The 15,266-nt window shown below is 59.5% G+C and carries 14 protein-coding genes; 9 read left to right on the forward strand and 5 right to left on the reverse strand.

Features of this window, described 5'->3' with window-relative positions:
* Positions 1–4: 4 nt before the first annotated feature.
* Genes PSH65_RS11135 through PSH65_RS11145 form a run of 3 tightly spaced genes read left to right on the forward strand, consistent with a single transcriptional unit; the run spans position 5 to position 2,879 of the window.
* A complete protein-coding gene (locus PSH65_RS11135) occupies positions 5–805 on the forward strand; it encodes a carbohydrate ABC transporter permease (protein ID WP_305426245.1) in 801 nt (266 codons plus the stop codon).
* 10 nt (positions 806–815) lie between these two features.
* Positions 816–1,088 (forward strand): DUF2160 domain-containing protein, encoded by a 273-nt coding sequence (locus tag PSH65_RS11140; RefSeq protein WP_305426971.1) that lies wholly within the window; start codon positions 816–818, stop codon positions 1,086–1,088.
* 48 nt (positions 1,089–1,136) lie between these two features.
* Entirely contained in the window at positions 1,137–2,879 is a 1,743-nt protein-coding gene (locus tag PSH65_RS11145) for an ABC transporter substrate-binding protein (protein ID WP_305426246.1), read from the forward strand.
* Positions 2,880–3,062: 183 nt separating this feature from the next.
* Here PSH65_RS11145 and PSH65_RS11150 read toward each other — a convergent pair whose 3' ends face one another.
* From PSH65_RS11150 to PSH65_RS11165, 4 genes are all read right to left on the reverse strand, one after another.
* Positions 3,063–3,377 carry a DNA-binding transcriptional regulator gene (locus tag PSH65_RS11150; protein ID WP_305426247.1) on the reverse strand — a complete coding sequence of 105 codons (315 nt, stop codon included), beginning with the start codon at positions 3,375–3,377 and terminating at the stop codon, positions 3,063–3,065.
* Positions 3,367–3,717: a type II toxin-antitoxin system RelE/ParE family toxin gene (locus tag PSH65_RS11155; protein WP_253545608.1), complete on the reverse strand. Its 351-nt coding sequence runs from the start codon at positions 3,715–3,717 to the stop codon at positions 3,367–3,369. The genes PSH65_RS11150 and PSH65_RS11155 overlap by 11 nt, the downstream gene beginning before the upstream one ends.
* Before the next feature lie 231 nt (positions 3,718–3,948).
* Complete coding sequence (locus PSH65_RS11160) at positions 3,949–5,355, reverse strand: heavy metal sensor histidine kinase (protein ID WP_305426248.1); 1,407 nt, start codon at positions 5,353–5,355, stop codon at positions 3,949–3,951.
* The gene (locus tag PSH65_RS11165) at positions 5,352–6,026 is read right to left on the reverse strand and encodes a heavy metal response regulator transcription factor (protein ID WP_007940896.1); all 675 of its coding nucleotides are present in this window, start codon (positions 6,024–6,026) and stop codon (positions 5,352–5,354) included. Before PSH65_RS11165 ends, PSH65_RS11160 begins: the two co-directional genes overlap by 4 nt.
* Positions 6,027–6,493: 467 nt before the next feature.
* Here PSH65_RS11165 and PSH65_RS11170 point away from each other — a divergent pair, with 467 nt between their 5' ends.
* The 6 genes from PSH65_RS11170 (at position 6,494) to PSH65_RS11195 (ending at position 13,726) form a co-directional block, all read left to right on the forward strand.
* Positions 6,494–7,753 (forward strand): TolC family protein, encoded by a 1,260-nt coding sequence (locus PSH65_RS11170; protein ID WP_305426249.1) that lies wholly within the window; start codon positions 6,494–6,496, stop codon positions 7,751–7,753.
* Positions 7,754–7,802: 49 nt separating this feature from the next.
* Positions 7,803–8,996 (forward strand): efflux RND transporter periplasmic adaptor subunit, encoded by a 1,194-nt coding sequence (locus PSH65_RS11175; RefSeq protein ID WP_305426250.1) that lies wholly within the window; start codon positions 7,803–7,805, stop codon positions 8,994–8,996.
* 40 nt (positions 8,997–9,036) lie between these two features.
* Positions 9,037–12,189 carry a CusA/CzcA family heavy metal efflux RND transporter gene (locus PSH65_RS11180; protein WP_305426251.1) on the forward strand — a complete coding sequence of 1,051 codons (3,153 nt, stop codon included), beginning with the start codon at positions 9,037–9,039 and terminating at the stop codon, positions 12,187–12,189.
* 176 nt (positions 12,190–12,365) lie between these two features.
* On the forward strand, positions 12,366–12,566 hold the full coding sequence (locus PSH65_RS11185; protein ID WP_305426252.1) for a co-regulatory protein PtrA N-terminal domain-containing protein: 201 nt from the start codon (positions 12,366–12,368) through the stop codon (positions 12,564–12,566).
* 79 nt (positions 12,567–12,645) lie between these two features.
* Positions 12,646–12,978, forward strand: a complete 333-nt coding sequence (locus tag PSH65_RS11190; protein ID WP_305426253.1) for a DUF2790 domain-containing protein — start codon at positions 12,646–12,648, stop codon at positions 12,976–12,978.
* A 367-nt stretch (positions 12,979–13,345) separates the two neighbouring features.
* On the forward strand, positions 13,346–13,726 hold the full coding sequence (locus tag PSH65_RS11195) for a DUF6124 family protein (protein ID WP_305426254.1): 381 nt from the start codon (positions 13,346–13,348) through the stop codon (positions 13,724–13,726).
* Positions 13,727–13,939: 213 nt separating this feature from the next.
* Here the strand turns inward: PSH65_RS11195 and PSH65_RS11200 are convergent, their stop codons facing one another.
* Complete coding sequence (locus PSH65_RS11200; RefSeq protein ID WP_305426255.1) at positions 13,940–15,265, reverse strand: OprD family porin; 1,326 nt, start codon at positions 15,263–15,265, stop codon at positions 13,940–13,942.
* Between the last annotated feature and the right edge of the window lies 1 nt (position 15,266).

Here is a 15,266-nt window from a genome sequence, read left to right on the forward strand (position 1 = left end):
CGCCATGAGCATGAGAAAGCTTATCCCGTTGCTGATCTACATCCTGTTCCTGCTGGTGCCGATCTACTGGCTGCTGAACATGTCCTTCAAGAGCAACACCGAAATCCTCGGTGGTTTGACGCTGTTTCCCCAGGATTTCACCTTCGCCAACTACAAGGTGATCTTCACGGATCCGAGCTGGTACACCGGTTACCTCAACTCGCTGTACTACGTGAGCCTGAACACGGTGATTTCCCTGAGCGTGGCGCTGCCGGCGGCGTATGCGTTTTCACGCTATCGTTTCCTCGGCGATAAACACCTGTTCTTCTGGCTGCTGACCAACCGCATGGCGCCACCGGCGGTGTTCCTGTTGCCGTTTTTCCAGTTGTACTCGTCGATCGGGCTGTTCGACACACACATTGCGGTGGCATTGGCCCATTGCCTGTTCAACGTGCCGTTGGCGGTATGGATTCTTGAAGGCTTCATGTCTGGCGTCCCCAAGGAAATCGACGAAACCGCCTACATCGACGGCTACAGTTTCCCCAAGTTCTTCGTGAAGATCTTCGTCCCGCTGATCGGCTCCGGGATCGGTGTCACGGCGTTTTTCTGCTTCATGTTTTCCTGGGTCGAGCTGTTGCTGGCACGAACCCTGACCTCGGTGAATGCCAAGCCCATCGCGGCGGTCATGACCCGAACGGTGTCAGCGTCCGGCATTGACTGGGGCGTGCTGGCGGCGGCGGGGGTGTTGACTATCCTGCCAGGCATGCTGGTGATCTGGTTTGTTCGCAACCATGTGGCCAAGGGCTTTGCCCTGGGCCGGGTATGAGGAACTGATGATGGAATGGATGAGTTGGACCGTCCCCACGGCGGCGTTCTTCAGCGTCATTGCCTTGATCCTGGTGGGCATGACGACCTGGGAATTACGTTCGCCGAGTGTCCCTCGGCGTGGCTTTTTGCCGATTGCCACCACCCGTGGCGATCGGCTGTTTATCGGTCTTCTCGGCAGCGCCTACCTGCATTTGCTGGTAATCGGCGCCACCGACTGGAGCATCTGGGTGGCGTTCGCGTTAGCCCTGGTGTGGCTGTTGGCTGTGATGCGCTGGGGCTAGTCGACATCGATCGGCAATGTTGCTCCCAAACTCAAACAGGAGGTCTCTATGTTCGACAAAAACAATAAGCTGCGACATAGCGTTTCATTGGCAGCCATGCTGGCACTCAACGGGTTGAGCGCTGCGGCCTGGGCCGACGCCTATGAAGACGCCGCCAAGAAATGGATTGGCAGCGAGTTCAAACCGTCCACCCTGACTGCTGAACAGCAGCTGGAAGAGTTGAAGTGGTTCATCAAGGCGTCCGAGCCGTTTCGCGGGATGAACATCAAGGTGGTCTCGGAAACCATCGCGACCCACGAATATGAATCCAAAGTGTTGGCCAAGGCGTTTACCGAAATCACCGGGATCAAGCTGACCCACGACCTGCTGCAGGAAGGCGACGTGGTGGAAAAGCTGCAGACCCAGATGCAATCGGACAAGAACATCTATGACGGCTGGGTCAACGACTCGGACCTGATCGGTACGCACTTTCGCTATGGCAAGACCGAGTCGATCACCGACCTGATGGCCAACGAAGGCAAGGCCTATACCTCGCCGACACTGGATATCAAAGACTTCATCGGCATCTCGTTCACCACCGCGCCGGACGGCAAGGTCTATCAACTGCCTGACCAGCAGTTCGCCAACCTCTATTGGTTCCGTGCCGACTGGTTCGAGCGGGCGGACTTGAAAGCGAAATTCAAAGAAAAGTACGGCTACGAATTGGGCGTGCCGGTGAACTGGTCGGCCTATGAAGACATCGCCAAGTTCTTCAGCGAAGACGTCAAGGAAATCGACGGCAAGCGCGTCTACGGTCACATGGACTACGGCAAGAAAGACCCGTCCCTGGGCTGGCGCTTCACTGATGCCTGGTTCTCCATGGCCGGTGCCGGCGACAAGGGCATACCCAATGGCTTGCCGGTGGACGAGTGGGGCATCCGCGTCGAGGATTGCCATCCGGTCGGTTCCAGCGTGACCCGCGGCGGCGACACCAACGGCCCGGCGGCAGTGTATGCGACCACCAAGTACGTGGACTGGATGAAAAAATACGCGCCACCGGAAGCGGCGGGCATGACCTTCTCCGAATCCGGCCCGGTGCCATCCCAGGGCAACATCGCCCAGCAAATCTTCTGGTACACCGCGTTTACCGCCGACATGACCAAACCAGGCCTGCCGGTGATGAACGCCGACGGCACGCCGAAATGGCGCATGGCGCCGTCGCCGAAAGGTCCGTACTGGGAAGAGGGCATGAAGCTCGGTTATCAGGACGCCGGTTCCTGGACCTTCCTCAAGTCCACGCCTGAAAAGCAAAAACTCGCGGCGTGGCTGTACGCGCAGTTCGTGACCTCGAAAACTGTATCGCTGAAGAAAACCATCGTCGGCCTGACGCCGATCCGCGAATCGGACATCAACTCGCAAGCGATGACCGACCTGGCGCCGAAACTCGGTGGTCTGGTGGAGTTCTATCGCAGCCCGGCCCGGGTGCAATGGACCCCGACCGGGACCAACGTGCCGGACTATCCTCGCTTGGCGCAACTGTGGTGGAGCCACATCGCCGAAGCGGCCAGTGGCGAGAAAACGCCACAACAGGCACTGGACGGTCTGGCCAAGGATCAGGATGCGATCATGACCCGTCTGGAACGCTCCAAGGTACAACCGACCTGCGGGCCGAAAATGAATCCGGAGCGGGATGCGCAGTATTGGTTCGATCAGCCGGGTGCGCCGAAACCGAAACTGGAAAACGAGAAACCTAAAGGCGAAACCGTGAGCTATGCCGAACTGCTGAAATCGTGGGAGGCGGCGCGTAAGTAATCGTCTGTAATGCGAAACGCGAACGGCACCGTAAGGTGCCGTTTTTGTTTGTGCCTGTTCCTCCGCTATCGCGGGCAAGCCCGCTCCCACAGTGGATAGGGAATGGTCATAAAATCTGCTACTAGCGCGAAACCTGTGGGAGCGGGCTTGCCCGCGATGGCGTCATCGGACACAACAGTGGATTCAGGTCAGCGCCGCCAGCTGTTGAACGGTCTCCGGAAAGCGCTCGACCAGCCGGATCAGCGTTGTCGCCTGAGCATTAGGTTTCGCTCGTCCTTGCTCCCAGTTCTCCAGCGTCCGGGTGTTGGTGCGCAAGTACATCGCAAACACCGGCCGGGAGAGATTCAGTTGCTGGCGGATGCCAACCACTTCCTCTGCCGTAATCGGAGCCAGCTTGGCCAGTTTTACTTTGTGCGTGCGTAGAGTGACTTTACCTTGGCGCTCATCGACCAAGGCTTCAAACCCCTCCACCAGCTCGGAAAAAATGTCACGTTTCATCGCTCGTTCTCGCTTTGATTTCTTGATAAAGCATTTCTTTAAGCAGTTTTTTCTGTTGTGGCGTGAGATCGTCCTGCTCGTTCTTGCCATACAAGGTAAAGAGCCAGAATTGGTCGAAGCCGGACCACCAGTAATAAATCACCCTCAGCCCACCGCGCTTGCCCTTGTTTCGCCGCTCATCCACCACTCGAATTTTGCGCAGACCTCCGGTGCCTTCGACGACATCTCCCGCTTCCGGGTTTTGCAGCAGCTCCTGCTGGAACCGATGAAACAGATCGTCATCCAGGTAGTCACTTCGATGCTTTTGAAATACGGGTAATTCGATAAAAAGAGCGTCCATGTTCTGTACGTTACCTGCGTATATTTCTATCACAAGAATCGAATAGGTCAAGGCTTCTGTTCCTGCCCAATTCGGTCAAGTCATTACGATAAAGTCGAAGGCAGGATCGGGATGTAGGACGCGGATGATTCACCCGCGAGGCGATTCTGGATATTGGGGAGGAGAGGGGAAGAAGCGGGCCAGCCTTATGACCCGAAACGTACGCTTGCTCGGTGAGGTTCAAGACGGTAGCTACATTGCATTTTCGTTTTTGGGGAAAGCGAGTCTGAACACGGTCATCGCACCGGGGAGGCTTTCAACTTCGGCCACTCCCTGATGCAAGCTCATGATCGACCGCACGATGGCCAGGCCCAGCCCGGTGCTGCCTTGCGAGCGGGAGCGGCTGCTGTCGACCCGGTAAAAGCGGTCGAATAGATGCGGCAGATGCTGTGCTTCGATGCCCGCGCCGGGGTTGCTGACTTGCAGCGAAACCTGAGTTGCCTCTTGTTCAATATGTAGCGAAACCGTTTGCCCAGCCGGGCAGTGGCGCAGGGCGTTGGACAGCAGGTTCGAGATCGCGCGTTGAATCATCAACCGGTCGCCCAGCACGCGTGCGCTGCCGGTCACGCTCAGGCTGATGCGCTTGTCTTGCGCCGACAGGGAAAACAGGTCGGCCACTTTCTCGGCTTCTGCTTCCAGGGCGACCGATTCGAAGGACGTGAGCGCTGCCGGGTTGCTGGCCTGCGCCAGAAACAGCATGTCCGAGACAATCCGCGCGACACGCTCCAGTTCTTCGGTGCAAGACACCAAGACGTTTTTGTACGCCTCGGCCGTGCGTTCCCGGGACAGCGTCACCTGTGCCTTGCCCATCAAATTGTTGATCGGCGTGCGCAGTTCATGGGCCAGGTCATCGGAGAACTGCGACAACTGCTGCACACCGTTGTCGAGGCGATCCAGCATGACGTTGATTCCCTGGGCCAATTCACTGAGTTCCTGGGGCATGTCGAGCACTGACAGCCGATGGCCGAGGTCTTGCGTCGAGACCATCGCGGCCACTTTGCGAAACTCGCGCAACGGCATCAGCCCCCGCTGTACGGCGGCCCAGGCACTGAGGCCGATAAAGATCAGCAGCAACGGCAAAGCAATCAGCGTCGAGCGCAGATAGGCGCTGAGCAACGCCTGATTGTGGGCATCGTCCATCGACAGCAGCACCGGGACGCGGGCACTGTCCTTGATGCGGACCAACCGAGAGGCGGTCAGGTAGCGCTTGCCTTGATCGTCGGTGCCGGTGGAGAACGCCAGTTGTTCGTCGGTGGCCAGCGCTGCCTTGCGCTCAAGACGCGGGTCGACCATGCCTGAGCCGGATTTCAACAGTGGCGTGCGCAAGTTGGTGCGGTCATAAATCGTCAGGGTGAGGTTGTCATGGCCCATGACCTGATCGAGCAGAATGTGCGGCGCCGAACGAATTTCTGCGGGATCGGCGTACAGCGACAGGCTGTGTTCCACCTGTTCCATCTTCTGGGCCAGGCTGTTTCTGGATAGCGCGTTCAACTCATGTGTCAGGGCGAAATAAGCCAGGATCGCCAGAAACACTACCAGCAGCGCCCCGAGAGTAGTCACCGTCAGGCCGAGGCGCATCGACAGGCTGGCCGGCTTCATTCCCGTGCCTCCAGCACATAGCCGACACCGCGCAGGGTGTGGATCAGTTTGCTGTCGAACGGGTCGTCGATCTTGGCGCGCAAACGGCGGATCGAGACTTCGACCACATTGGTGTCGCAGTCGAAATTCATGTCCCACACCAGCGAAATGATCTGGGTGCGGGTGAGCACCTCGCCAGACTGGCGCATCAGCAGATGCAGCAGGGCGAACTCCTTGGTGGTCAGGTCAATGCGCTGCTCGCCGCGAAAGGCGCGGTGGCGTCCCGGATCGAGTTCCAGGTCGGCGACTTTGAGCACCTGCGGCACCGGGATGTTTTCGCTGCGGCGCATCAGTGTGCGCACCCGCGCCAGCAATTCGGGGAACTCGAACGGTTTGACCAGATAATCGTCGGCGCCCAGATCCAGGCCGCGAATCTTGTCGGCCAGACGCCCGCGTGCGGTGAGCATCATCACCCGGGTGGAATGGGTGCGACGCAATTGTTCCAGCACGCCCCAGCCATCGAGTTCCGGCAGGTTCACATCCAGAATCACCAGGTCATACGCCTGCTGTTGCGCCAGATGCAGTCCATCGGCGCCAGTGGCCGCATGGTCAACGATATAGCCACTTTCCGTCAGTCCCTGGTGCAAGTATTCGGCAGCTTTAAGCTCGTCCTCGACGACAAGGATTCGCATGATCTATCACCACTTTTATTTAATGGATATTTAATTAAGGTGGCCGGGAAAGTTGTTGTTTTTGTAGTGGCTTCCGGACGGGATTTAATAACGACTAGAGGTTGTGAATTCCTGGTTTCCTACAGGGATTTCCCTGTGCGATGGCGTGCAAGGTAAAGGCTGTAGTGGCTACAGGGTCAACTGAAATGCCGGGTCTTGAGCCCTGAAAATGGCGATCTGCGACAGCCTGTCGCAGCAGGCAAGCCCGAGTGCCTATGCGCCACATTCAGGCAAGGGCTGTTTGGCAGATAACTACCGTGTATTTGTTTCCATGTATTGCTATGTCGCCTTTCGCACTTCGTATCCTAGATCAAAACAACTTCCACAAACCGTGGATGACGGATTTGTAATGTTCCAGTCACCTTGCCGATAAGTTCAAAACCCTACCGTGGCGGCATCAAAAATTCTTGAATAAAGGAAGTCTTCCATTGCCCGGTTTAAAAGAACTGACGGCGCGATCACGCCTGAAAAAAACAGCGAGGACAGTGACGGCCAGCGTTGTGTTGCTGGCCGGCACGGGGCTTGTGCATGCATCGACCCTGACCCTCGATCAAGCCCTGCAAACGGCATTCGCCGGTAATCCGGATCTGGCGGCTGCGCAGTGGGAGATCGGTATCGCCGAGGGTGATCGCAAACAGGCCGGTCTGATCCCCAACCCCGAAGTGTCGTGGGAGGCCGAAGACACTCGTCGCGATTCGCGAACCACCACGGTGATGCTCAGCCAACCGATCGAGCTGGGCGGCAAACGTGGCGCACGGATTGACGTCGCCAGCCGCGCGCAGGACGCCGCCGGGATCGAGTGGGAGCGTAAGCGCAATGCCTTGCGCGCCGACGTGATTCAGGCGTTCAACGGCGCCCGGACCGCGCAACAGCGCTTGCAGTTGTCCCGTCAGTCGCTGCAACTCGCCGAACACGGTTTGCGCGTCGCCCAAGGACGCATCGAGGCTGGTAAATCATCGCCAGTCGAAGGCACCCGGGCGCAAGTGCAATTGTCCGAAGTGCGTCTGGAGTTGAGCCGCGCCGAGCGCGATCAGGCCAACGCCTATCAGCAATTGGCGCAGGTCATGGGCGCACCGTTGCCAGCCTCGACCACCGTGCAAGCGGCCACGCAAAGCATGCCCACCGTGCCACCGGCGAGCCGATTGCTGGAGCGCCTGAACGAGACCGCTGAGCTGCGTCTGGCCAAATTGCAGATCGATCAGCGCGAAGCCTCATTGGGTCTGGAAAAGTCGCAACGCATTCCCGACCTGACCGTGAGCATTGGCAGTCAATACAGCGAAACCGAGCGCGAGCGGGTCAACGTGGTCGGGCTGTCGATGCCGATTCCGCTGTTCAACCGCAATCAGGGCAACGTGCTGGCGGCCGCCCGGCGCAGCGATCAGGCGCGGGATCTGCGCAATGCCACCGAGCTGCGTTTGCGCACGGAAATCCAGACCAGCCTTGAGCAATGGCAGACCGCCAACGGCGAAGTCGAGGCGTTCAACCAGACCATCCTGCCCGCTGCGCAAAGTGCGGTCGACAGCGCCACGCGCGGCTTCGAAATGGGCAAGTTCGGCTTCCTCGACGTGCTTGACGCCCAACGCACCCTGATTAGCGCTCGCACCCAATACATCCAGGCTGTTGCGGAGGCGACGGATGCGCGAGTACGCATCGAACGCATCTTCGGCGACCTCACCGTCAGCCCTTGAATTTCATCTTTCAAATCACTGCGCGATGGCATGGCGCAGAGGAGTTTCCATGGAAAAAAAACTGATCGTGGTGGCTGCGGCGACGTTGGCGCTGGGCATTGGTATTGGCTCGCTGTGGCCGGGCAATGCGTCCATCGACGCGCACGCCGATGAAGCGGCGCAACACGCCGGTCACGCTGAAGAAGGCGCAGCAGCCGACGGCGAACATGCAGAAGAAGGGCACCTGGAGCTGAGCGCTGAACAGATCACCGCGGCGGGCATTCAACTGGCCGAAGCGGGGGCGCAGAACATCAGCCTCGGCTTGCCGTTCCCCGGCGAAGTGCGCTTTGACGAAGACCGCACCGCGCACGTGGTGCCTCGGGTGCCCGGCGTGGTCGAGTCGGTGTCGGTCAATCTTGGGCAGCCGGTGAAGAAGGGCCAGTTGCTGGCGGTGATCGCCAGTCAGCAGATCTCCGATCAGCGCAGCGAACAGGCTGCCGCACAGCGTCGCCTGACCTTGGCGCGCACCACCTACGAACGCGAGAAAAAACTGTGGCAGGACAAGATCTCCGCCGAGCAGGATTTCCTTCAGGCACGCCAGGCATTGGAAGAAGCCGAAATTGCCCTGACCAATGCCCGGCAAAAAATCAGCGTGCTCAGCGGCAGCGTGGTCGCCACCGGCGGCAATCGCTATGAACTGCGCGCGCCGTTCGACGGTGTGGTGGTGGAAAAACACCTGACGCCGGGGGAGGTGGTCGATGAAACCACGGCGGCGTTTACGCTCTCCGACCTGTCGCGGGTGTGGGTGACGTTCGGCGTTTCGCCCAAGGATCTGACCAAGGTGCAAGTGGGCAAACCGGTCACCGTCAGCGCCCCGGAACTCGATGCCGAAGTCGCCGGCACCGTGGCCTACGTCGGCAGTTTGCTCGGTGAACAGACCCGCACTGCAACGGTCCGCGTGACCTTGGAAAATCCGCAAGGCTCGTGGCGCCCCGGCCTGTTCGTCACCGCGCTGGTGGCGACTGACAGTCGCCAAGCCAGGGTCGCCGTACCTGAAACCGCAATCCAGACCGTCGAGGACAAACCCACGGTGTTCGTGCGCACCGATGACGGCTTCAAGGCGCAAGCGGTGGAGCTGGGCAGTCGCGCGGCCGGTCTGGTGGAAGTCACCCAAGGGCTGGAGCCGGGCGTGCAAGTCGCCAGTGCCGGCAGCTTCGTCCTCAAATCGGAATTGGGCAAAGCCTCGGCCGAGCACTCTCATTGAAGGCTCCCACTGATCCGTCAACCTCGACCGGAAGGTTCTCATGTTCGAACGCCTGATCCAGTTTGCTATCGAGCAGCGCATCATCGTGCTGCTCGCCGTTCTCCTCATGGCCGGCCTCGGCATCGCCAGTTACCAAAAGCTGCCGATCGACGCCGTGCCGGACATCACCAATGTCCAGGTGCAAATCAACACCGGCGCGGCCGGGTTCTCGCCGCTGGAAACCGAGCAGCGCATCACCTTCCCGATTGAAACCGCCATGGCCGGTTTGCCGGCGCTGGAGCAGACCCGTTCGCTGTCGCGTTCGGGGCTCTCGCAGGTCACGGTGATCTTCAAGGACGGCACCGATCTGTTCTTTGCCCGCCAATTGGTCAACGAGCGTTTGCAGATCGCCAAGGAGCAATTGCCCGAGGGTGCGGAAGCGGTGATGGGGCCGATTTCCACCGGGCTCGGGGAGATTTTCTTGTGGACGGTGGAGGCGCAGGAAGGCGCGCTCAAGGACGACGGCACGGCCTACACGCCGACCGATTTGCGGGTGATTCAGGACTGGATCATCAAGCCGCAATTGCGCAACGTGCCCGGTGTGGCCGAGATCAACACCATCGGCGGGTTTGCCAAGGAGTACCAGATCGCCCCCGACCCGAAACGGCTGGCGGCCTACAAACTGACCCTCACCGATCTGGTCACGGCGCTGGAGCGCAACAACGCCAACGTTGGCGCCGGTTACATCGAGCGCAGCGGCGAGCAGTTGCTGATTCGCGCGCCCGGGCAAGTAGCGAGCACCGACGACATCGCCAATATCGTGATGGCCAATGTCGACGGGACGCCGATCCGGATCAAGAATGTCGCGACCGTGGACATCGGCCGCGAACTGCGCACCGGTGCCGCCACCGAAAACGGTCGCGAAGTGGTGCTGGGCACGGTGTTCATGCTGATCGGCGAAAACAGCCGAACGGTCTCCCAGGCAGTGGCGACCAGGCTTGAACAGATCAACCGCTCCCTGCCCAAAGGCGTGATCGCGGTGCCGGTGTATGACCGCACGCACCTGGTGGACAAGGCCATCGCCACGGTGAAGAAGAACCTGGTGGAAGGGGCGATTCTGGTCATCGCGATTCTGTTCCTGTTTCTGGGCAACATCCGCGCGGCGTTGATCACCGCGATGGTGATTCCGCTGTCGATGCTCTTCACCTTCACCGGCATGTTCAGCAACAAGGTCAGTGCCAACCTGATGAGCCTCGGCGCCCTCGACTTCGGCATCATCGTCGACGGCGCGGTGGTGATCGTCGAAAACACCCTGCGACGGCTGGCCCATGCGCAGCAGCATCACGGGCGTTTGCTGAGCCGTTCCGAGCGTTTCCACGAAGTATTCGCGGCGGCCAAAGAAGCGCGGCGGCCGCTGATTTTTGGCCAGTTGATCATCATGGTCGTGTACCTGCCGATCTTCGCCCTGAGCGGTGTCGAAGGGAAAATGTTCCACCCGATGGCCTTTACGGTGGTCATCGCGCTGTTGGGCGCCATGCTGTTGTCGGTGACCTTTGTGCCGGCGGCCATCGCGTTGTTTGTCACCGGCAAGGTCAAGGAAGAAGAGGGCGTGGTCATGCGCGGCGCGCGTCGCGTTTATGCGCCGGCGCTGGCGTGGGTGATGTCCCATCGCGCCATGGCGGTGGGGGCGGCGCTGGCTGTGATTGTGCTCAGCGGCGTGCTCACCAGCCGCATGGGCAGCGAGTTTGTGCCGAGCCTCAGTGAGGGCGATTTTGCCCTGCAAGCCTTGCGCGTGCCGGGCACGAGCCTCACGCAATCGGTGGACATGCAGCAGCGTCTGGAGACCTTGATCCTCAACAAGGTGCCGGAAGTCGAGCGCGTGTTCGCCCGTACCGGCACCGCCGAAATCGCCTCCGACCCGATGCCGCCGAACATCTCCGACAGCTATGTGATGCTCAAGCCGAAAGAGCAGTGGCCGGATCCGGGCAAGTCCCGCGAGACCCTGATGGCGGAACTGCAACAAGCCGCCGCGACGCTGCCGGGCAGCAACTATGAACTGTCGCAGCCGATCCAGTTGCGCTTCAACGAACTGATCTCCGGCGTGCGCAGCGATGTGGCGGTCAAGGTGTTCGGGGATGACATGGACGTGCTCAACGCCACGGCGGCGAAGATCGCCACCGCCATGCAGAAGGTCAACGGCGCGTCCGAGGTCAAGGTCGAGCAAACCACCGGCCTGCCGGTGCTGACCATCAACATCGACCGCGACAAGGCGGCGCGTTACGGGCTCAACGTCGGCGACGTGCAAGACACCATTGCGGTGGCGGTCGGCGGGCGTCAGGCGGGCACGTTGTATGAAGGCGACCGGCGTTTCGACATGGTGGTGCGTCTGTCCGATGCCATGCGCAAGGACATCGACGGCTTGTCGGCACTGCTGATTCCGGTGCCGGCGCCCCTGAATGGCGCTGCCGATCAGATTGGCTTCATCGCCCTCAAGGACGTCGCCAGCCTGGATCTGGTGCTCGGGCCGAATCAGGTCAGCCGCGAAAACGGCAAGCGGCTGGTGATCGTCAGCGCCAACGTGCGTGGGCGCGATATTGGCTCCTTCGTTAAAGAGGCCGGTGAGGTGATCGAGCGCGATGTGCAGGTGCCGGCGGGTTACTGGACCGGCTGGGGCGGGCAGTTCGAGCAGTTGCAGTCGGCGGCCAAACGCTTGCAGATCGTGGTGCCGGTGGCCTTGCTGTTAGTGTTCGGGCTGCTGTTCATGATGTTCAACAACCTCAAGGACGGCTTGCTGGTGTTCACCGGGATTCCGTTTGCGTTGACGGGTGGTGTCATGGCGTTGTGGCTGCGGGGCATTCCGCTGTCGATCTCGGCGGGCGTGGGTTTCATTGCGCTGTCGGGGGTGGCGGTGCTCAACGGTCTGGTGATGATCGCGTTTATCCGCAACCTGCGCGAGGAGGGGCGCTCTCTCAGTGATGCGATCAACGAAGGTGCGCTCACACGTCTGCGGCCGGTGCTGATGACGGCGCTGGTGGCTTCCCTGGGCTTCATTCCGATGGCCCTGGCAACCGGCACCGGTGCGGAGGTGCAGCGGCCGCTGGCGACGGTGGTGATTGGCGGGATTCTGTCTTCGACCATTCTTACGCTGCTGATACTGCCTGTGCTGTATCAACTGGCCCATCGACGGGATGAGGAAGTAACTCCCACCCTCTAAACCAACCCTGTGAATACAACCCCTGTGGTATTTCTCAGTCTGCAGATTTTCTGAGTGATCAATACGCTGCAATGACTGCCCCTCCCACATAACGGATATGTAATCTCCACGCCACCGTCACGAAAGGTTCGGATTGTTACCTTGATCCCGTCAGTTAATTAAACGAGGAATCAAACATGAAATTTGCACAACTGAGTGCCTTTGCGGCGGCGCTGGTGATGTCTTCCGTTGTTTTGGCTGAAGGTGGCGGCGATCGAACTTTCGAAAAGATGATGACCGCCAATGACCGCTCCGTAGAGCTGTTCGTAGCCAAGGAACAGGCCCGCGACCCAGTCGTCGTCAATGAAAAGAAAGACGACAACACCAAAGACTTGTAAGCGTGTCGCACTTGAACAAGCCCGTCATCGAGTTCCGATGCCGGGCTTTTTTATGAGCCGGGTTTTGAAGGTACGGAATATGAAGTTGATCAAGTTGATTGCGTTCGCCGGGGTGATGGCGATATCCCTGAATGTGCTCGCTGAAGGTGGCGGTGACAGGACATTCGAAAAGATGCTGAGCGCCAACACCCAAGCCATGGAGCAATACGCTGCCAGCCAGGGCAAACCTGCGCCGGTGGTGAAAGACTACGAATACGGGATGAAACTGGATGTGGTGAAAGTGGTGAGCGTTGTGCGGCCGCAAGTTGCTTGTGCCGTGGTGCCTACTGCCATGACCTATGAGGATTCAAAGGGCCAACTCAACACCATCAAATACACGGTGGCAGGCGATTGCCGCCGACAGGGCGGGTGAGGGCGCAGAGAGTCTCCAACCTACGTTGAGTATTTCAATTCGGGATGTTTAACGGGTGTGGCGCAAGTACAGACGCTTCCCACAATGTTTTCAGGTTGTCCGTCGGACGTCCGGTCTCTAGCCTGTGTTCGTCGCTGCCAATTCAGCGACCGGGATTGGAAACCCCGAGTAGAACTGAGCGCACAAGCGCCTTTCATAACGTATCCTTGCGCACTTCCAATGTGTGCACTCCGTTATGGCGGCTGTGCGCGGGAGACCTTCGGGTCAACCGGGTTCTCCGTTCCCCGGGTTTCCAACCTGCGTACAGCTGCCCCCCCTTCGTTCGGAAACCGAATGGGTCAGCTCCACCGTTAGACGGAGATACAGCATGAAAAAACCAACACCAAATCCTCCCGAAACAGAAGCCGTTGCGGACGCCAACTCAACGTCCCCCTACACCACCATCAACTCCAAAAAACTCGACGAAGCCGCCGAACGTGCGCTCGATTACTACCTGAACCCTACCGCCCACATCATGGCCACGCCCTACACCCCCAACCAGATGTATTTCGCCAATCCCAAAGCCGACACCGAATCTCTGCTGGCCAATGCCAGCGAGTCATTGTCCTCGGCCACGGTCATGCTCGGTGACTTCGCCGCACTGCTGGAAGGCCCACATCGCAAGACTCTGTTGGGTATTGCGCAAGTGGTCATGTTGGGAGAGTTGGCGGTGAATCAGGCGTTGGATAACGTCGAGGTGACTACATAGCCCTGTGGGAGCGAGCCTGCTCGCGATGGCGGTGGGGCAGTCGACGAAGATGTTGGATTGTGCCGACGCCATCGCGGGCAAGCCCGCTCCCACAGTTTTTCGCCGTGTGTTAAAGACCGGGCATAAAAAAGGCGCCCCGAAGGGCGCCAAAAGATTCACCTCTTACCAAAGGAGCAAGGAGCTTCTAAAGGTGAATTTGCATAAACCCTGAAGTCAGAGAATCGCCAGCGGGTACTCGACAATCACCCGCACCTCATCCAGATCTGACTCAAACGCCGTGGCGCGGGTGGTGGCCTGGCGCAGACGCAACGACATGTCTTTCAGCGAGCCGCTCTGCACCACGTATTTGACTTCGATGTCACGCTCCCAGCGCTTCTGGTCAGTCAGTGGGTTGCCGTCGGCATCGCGACGCATGTACACGGCGTTGGCGTTGGAGTAGTCGGCGTCGGTGCCACGGCCGTAACGGGTCATGAACGACAAACCCGGCACGCCATAGCGGCTCATGTCGAGGTCGTAACGCACCATCCACGAACGTTCCTTGGGCGAGTTGAAGTCGCTGTACTGGATGGAGTTGTCGAGGAAGATCGAGTCGGACTGGCGCAGGTAATCGAAGTCGTCGTTGCCGTTGTTGCGCTGGTGCGATAACGCAACGGAGTGGGCGCCGAGCTTCACACCGACGCGGCCGCTCCAGATGTTGTTGTCGAATTCACCGAGCAGTTGTTTGCCTTCGTCGACCGCCTTGTAATAGTTCAGGCCACCGAACAACGACAGGTCATCCGACAGCGGATAAGTCCATGCGGTGCCGGCGTAGTACTGATTCCAGGCGTCCTTGAGGCGACTTGAATACAGGCTGAAACTGAGGTTTTTGTTCAGCGCGTAGTCGCCACCGAGATAGCCGACCCACGGCGAATTGACCGGGCCTGCGTAGAAAGTCGCGAAGTTTTCGCGCATGTCGCTGGACACCGGTTGGCTCATCGCATGCAGGCGACCGCCCTGTACCGACAGACCTTCGATACTCGTGTTGGTGGCCGTGACACCCCGGAAGCTTTCCGGCAACAGTCGGGAGTCACCCGCCGCAACCACCGGGTTGGCCGGAAACACATCGCCGACCTTCACCACCGTATCGAAGGCGCGCACTTTGGCGGCGCCACCGACCTTGGTGTATTCGTCCCGCGCCTGACCGTCGCTATCGACCGGCAGCACATCAAACGAACTGCGGCCACCGTTTCGGCCGTCGCCGGTATCGAGTTTCAGGCCGATCATCGCAAATGCATCGACACCGATCCCGACGGTGCCCTGGGTAAACCCTGATTCGAACTTGCTGATAACGGCGTGGGCCCAGGCCTCGGAATAACCATTGCCGGTGGGACTCGACTGGCCGTTGCGGTGATCACGATTGAAGTAGAAGTTGCGGTTGAGCACCGTCAGGCTGCTGCCCTCGATAAAGCCCTCAGGTTTTTCTTCCGCCAACACCATGGACGGCCCGGAGCCGACAACCACAGCTAAAGCGGCCATCGACATTTTTGTATTGTTAACCATC

The organism is Pseudomonas sp. FP603 (assembly GCF_030687415.1).
GTDB lineage: Bacteria > Pseudomonadota > Gammaproteobacteria > Pseudomonadales > Pseudomonadaceae > Aquipseudomonas > Aquipseudomonas wuhanensis.

What these genes read in the sequence shown, in the direction of transcription:
- PSH65_RS11140 (WP_305426971.1), top strand. Translation starts at nt 816, where the DNA reads ATGGAATGGATGAGTTGGACCGTCCCCACGGCGGCGTTCTTCAGCGTC.
- PSH65_RS11145 (WP_305426246.1), top strand. Translation starts at nt 1,137, where the DNA reads ATGTTCGACAAAAACAATAAGCTGCGACATAGCGTTTCATTGGCAGCC.
- PSH65_RS11200 (WP_305426255.1), bottom strand. Translation starts at nt 15,265, where the DNA reads ATGGTTAACAATACAAAAATGTCGATGGCCGCTTTAGCTGTGGTTGTC.
- PSH65_RS11180 (WP_305426251.1), top strand. Translation starts at nt 9,037, where the DNA reads ATGTTCGAACGCCTGATCCAGTTTGCTATCGAGCAGCGCATCATCGTG.
- PSH65_RS11190 (WP_305426253.1), top strand. Translation starts at nt 12,646, where the DNA reads ATGAAGTTGATCAAGTTGATTGCGTTCGCCGGGGTGATGGCGATATCC.
- PSH65_RS11165 (WP_007940896.1), bottom strand. Translation starts at nt 6,026, where the DNA reads ATGCGAATCCTTGTCGTCGAGGACGAGCTTAAAGCTGCCGAATACTTG.
- PSH65_RS11160 (WP_305426248.1), bottom strand. Translation starts at nt 5,355, where the DNA reads ATGAAGCCGGCCAGCCTGTCGATGCGCCTCGGCCTGACGGTGACTACT.
- PSH65_RS11150 (WP_305426247.1), bottom strand. Translation starts at nt 3,377, where the DNA reads ATGAAACGTGACATTTTTTCCGAGCTGGTGGAGGGGTTTGAAGCCTTG.
- PSH65_RS11185 (WP_305426252.1), top strand. Translation starts at nt 12,366, where the DNA reads ATGAAATTTGCACAACTGAGTGCCTTTGCGGCGGCGCTGGTGATGTCT.
- PSH65_RS11155 (WP_253545608.1), bottom strand. Translation starts at nt 3,717, where the DNA reads ATGGACGCTCTTTTTATCGAATTACCCGTATTTCAAAAGCATCGAAGT.
- PSH65_RS11135 (WP_305426245.1), top strand. Translation starts at nt 5, where the DNA reads ATGAGCATGAGAAAGCTTATCCCGTTGCTGATCTACATCCTGTTCCTG.
- PSH65_RS11195 (WP_305426254.1), top strand. Translation starts at nt 13,346, where the DNA reads ATGAAAAAACCAACACCAAATCCTCCCGAAACAGAAGCCGTTGCGGAC.
- PSH65_RS11175 (WP_305426250.1), top strand. Translation starts at nt 7,803, where the DNA reads ATGGAAAAAAAACTGATCGTGGTGGCTGCGGCGACGTTGGCGCTGGGC.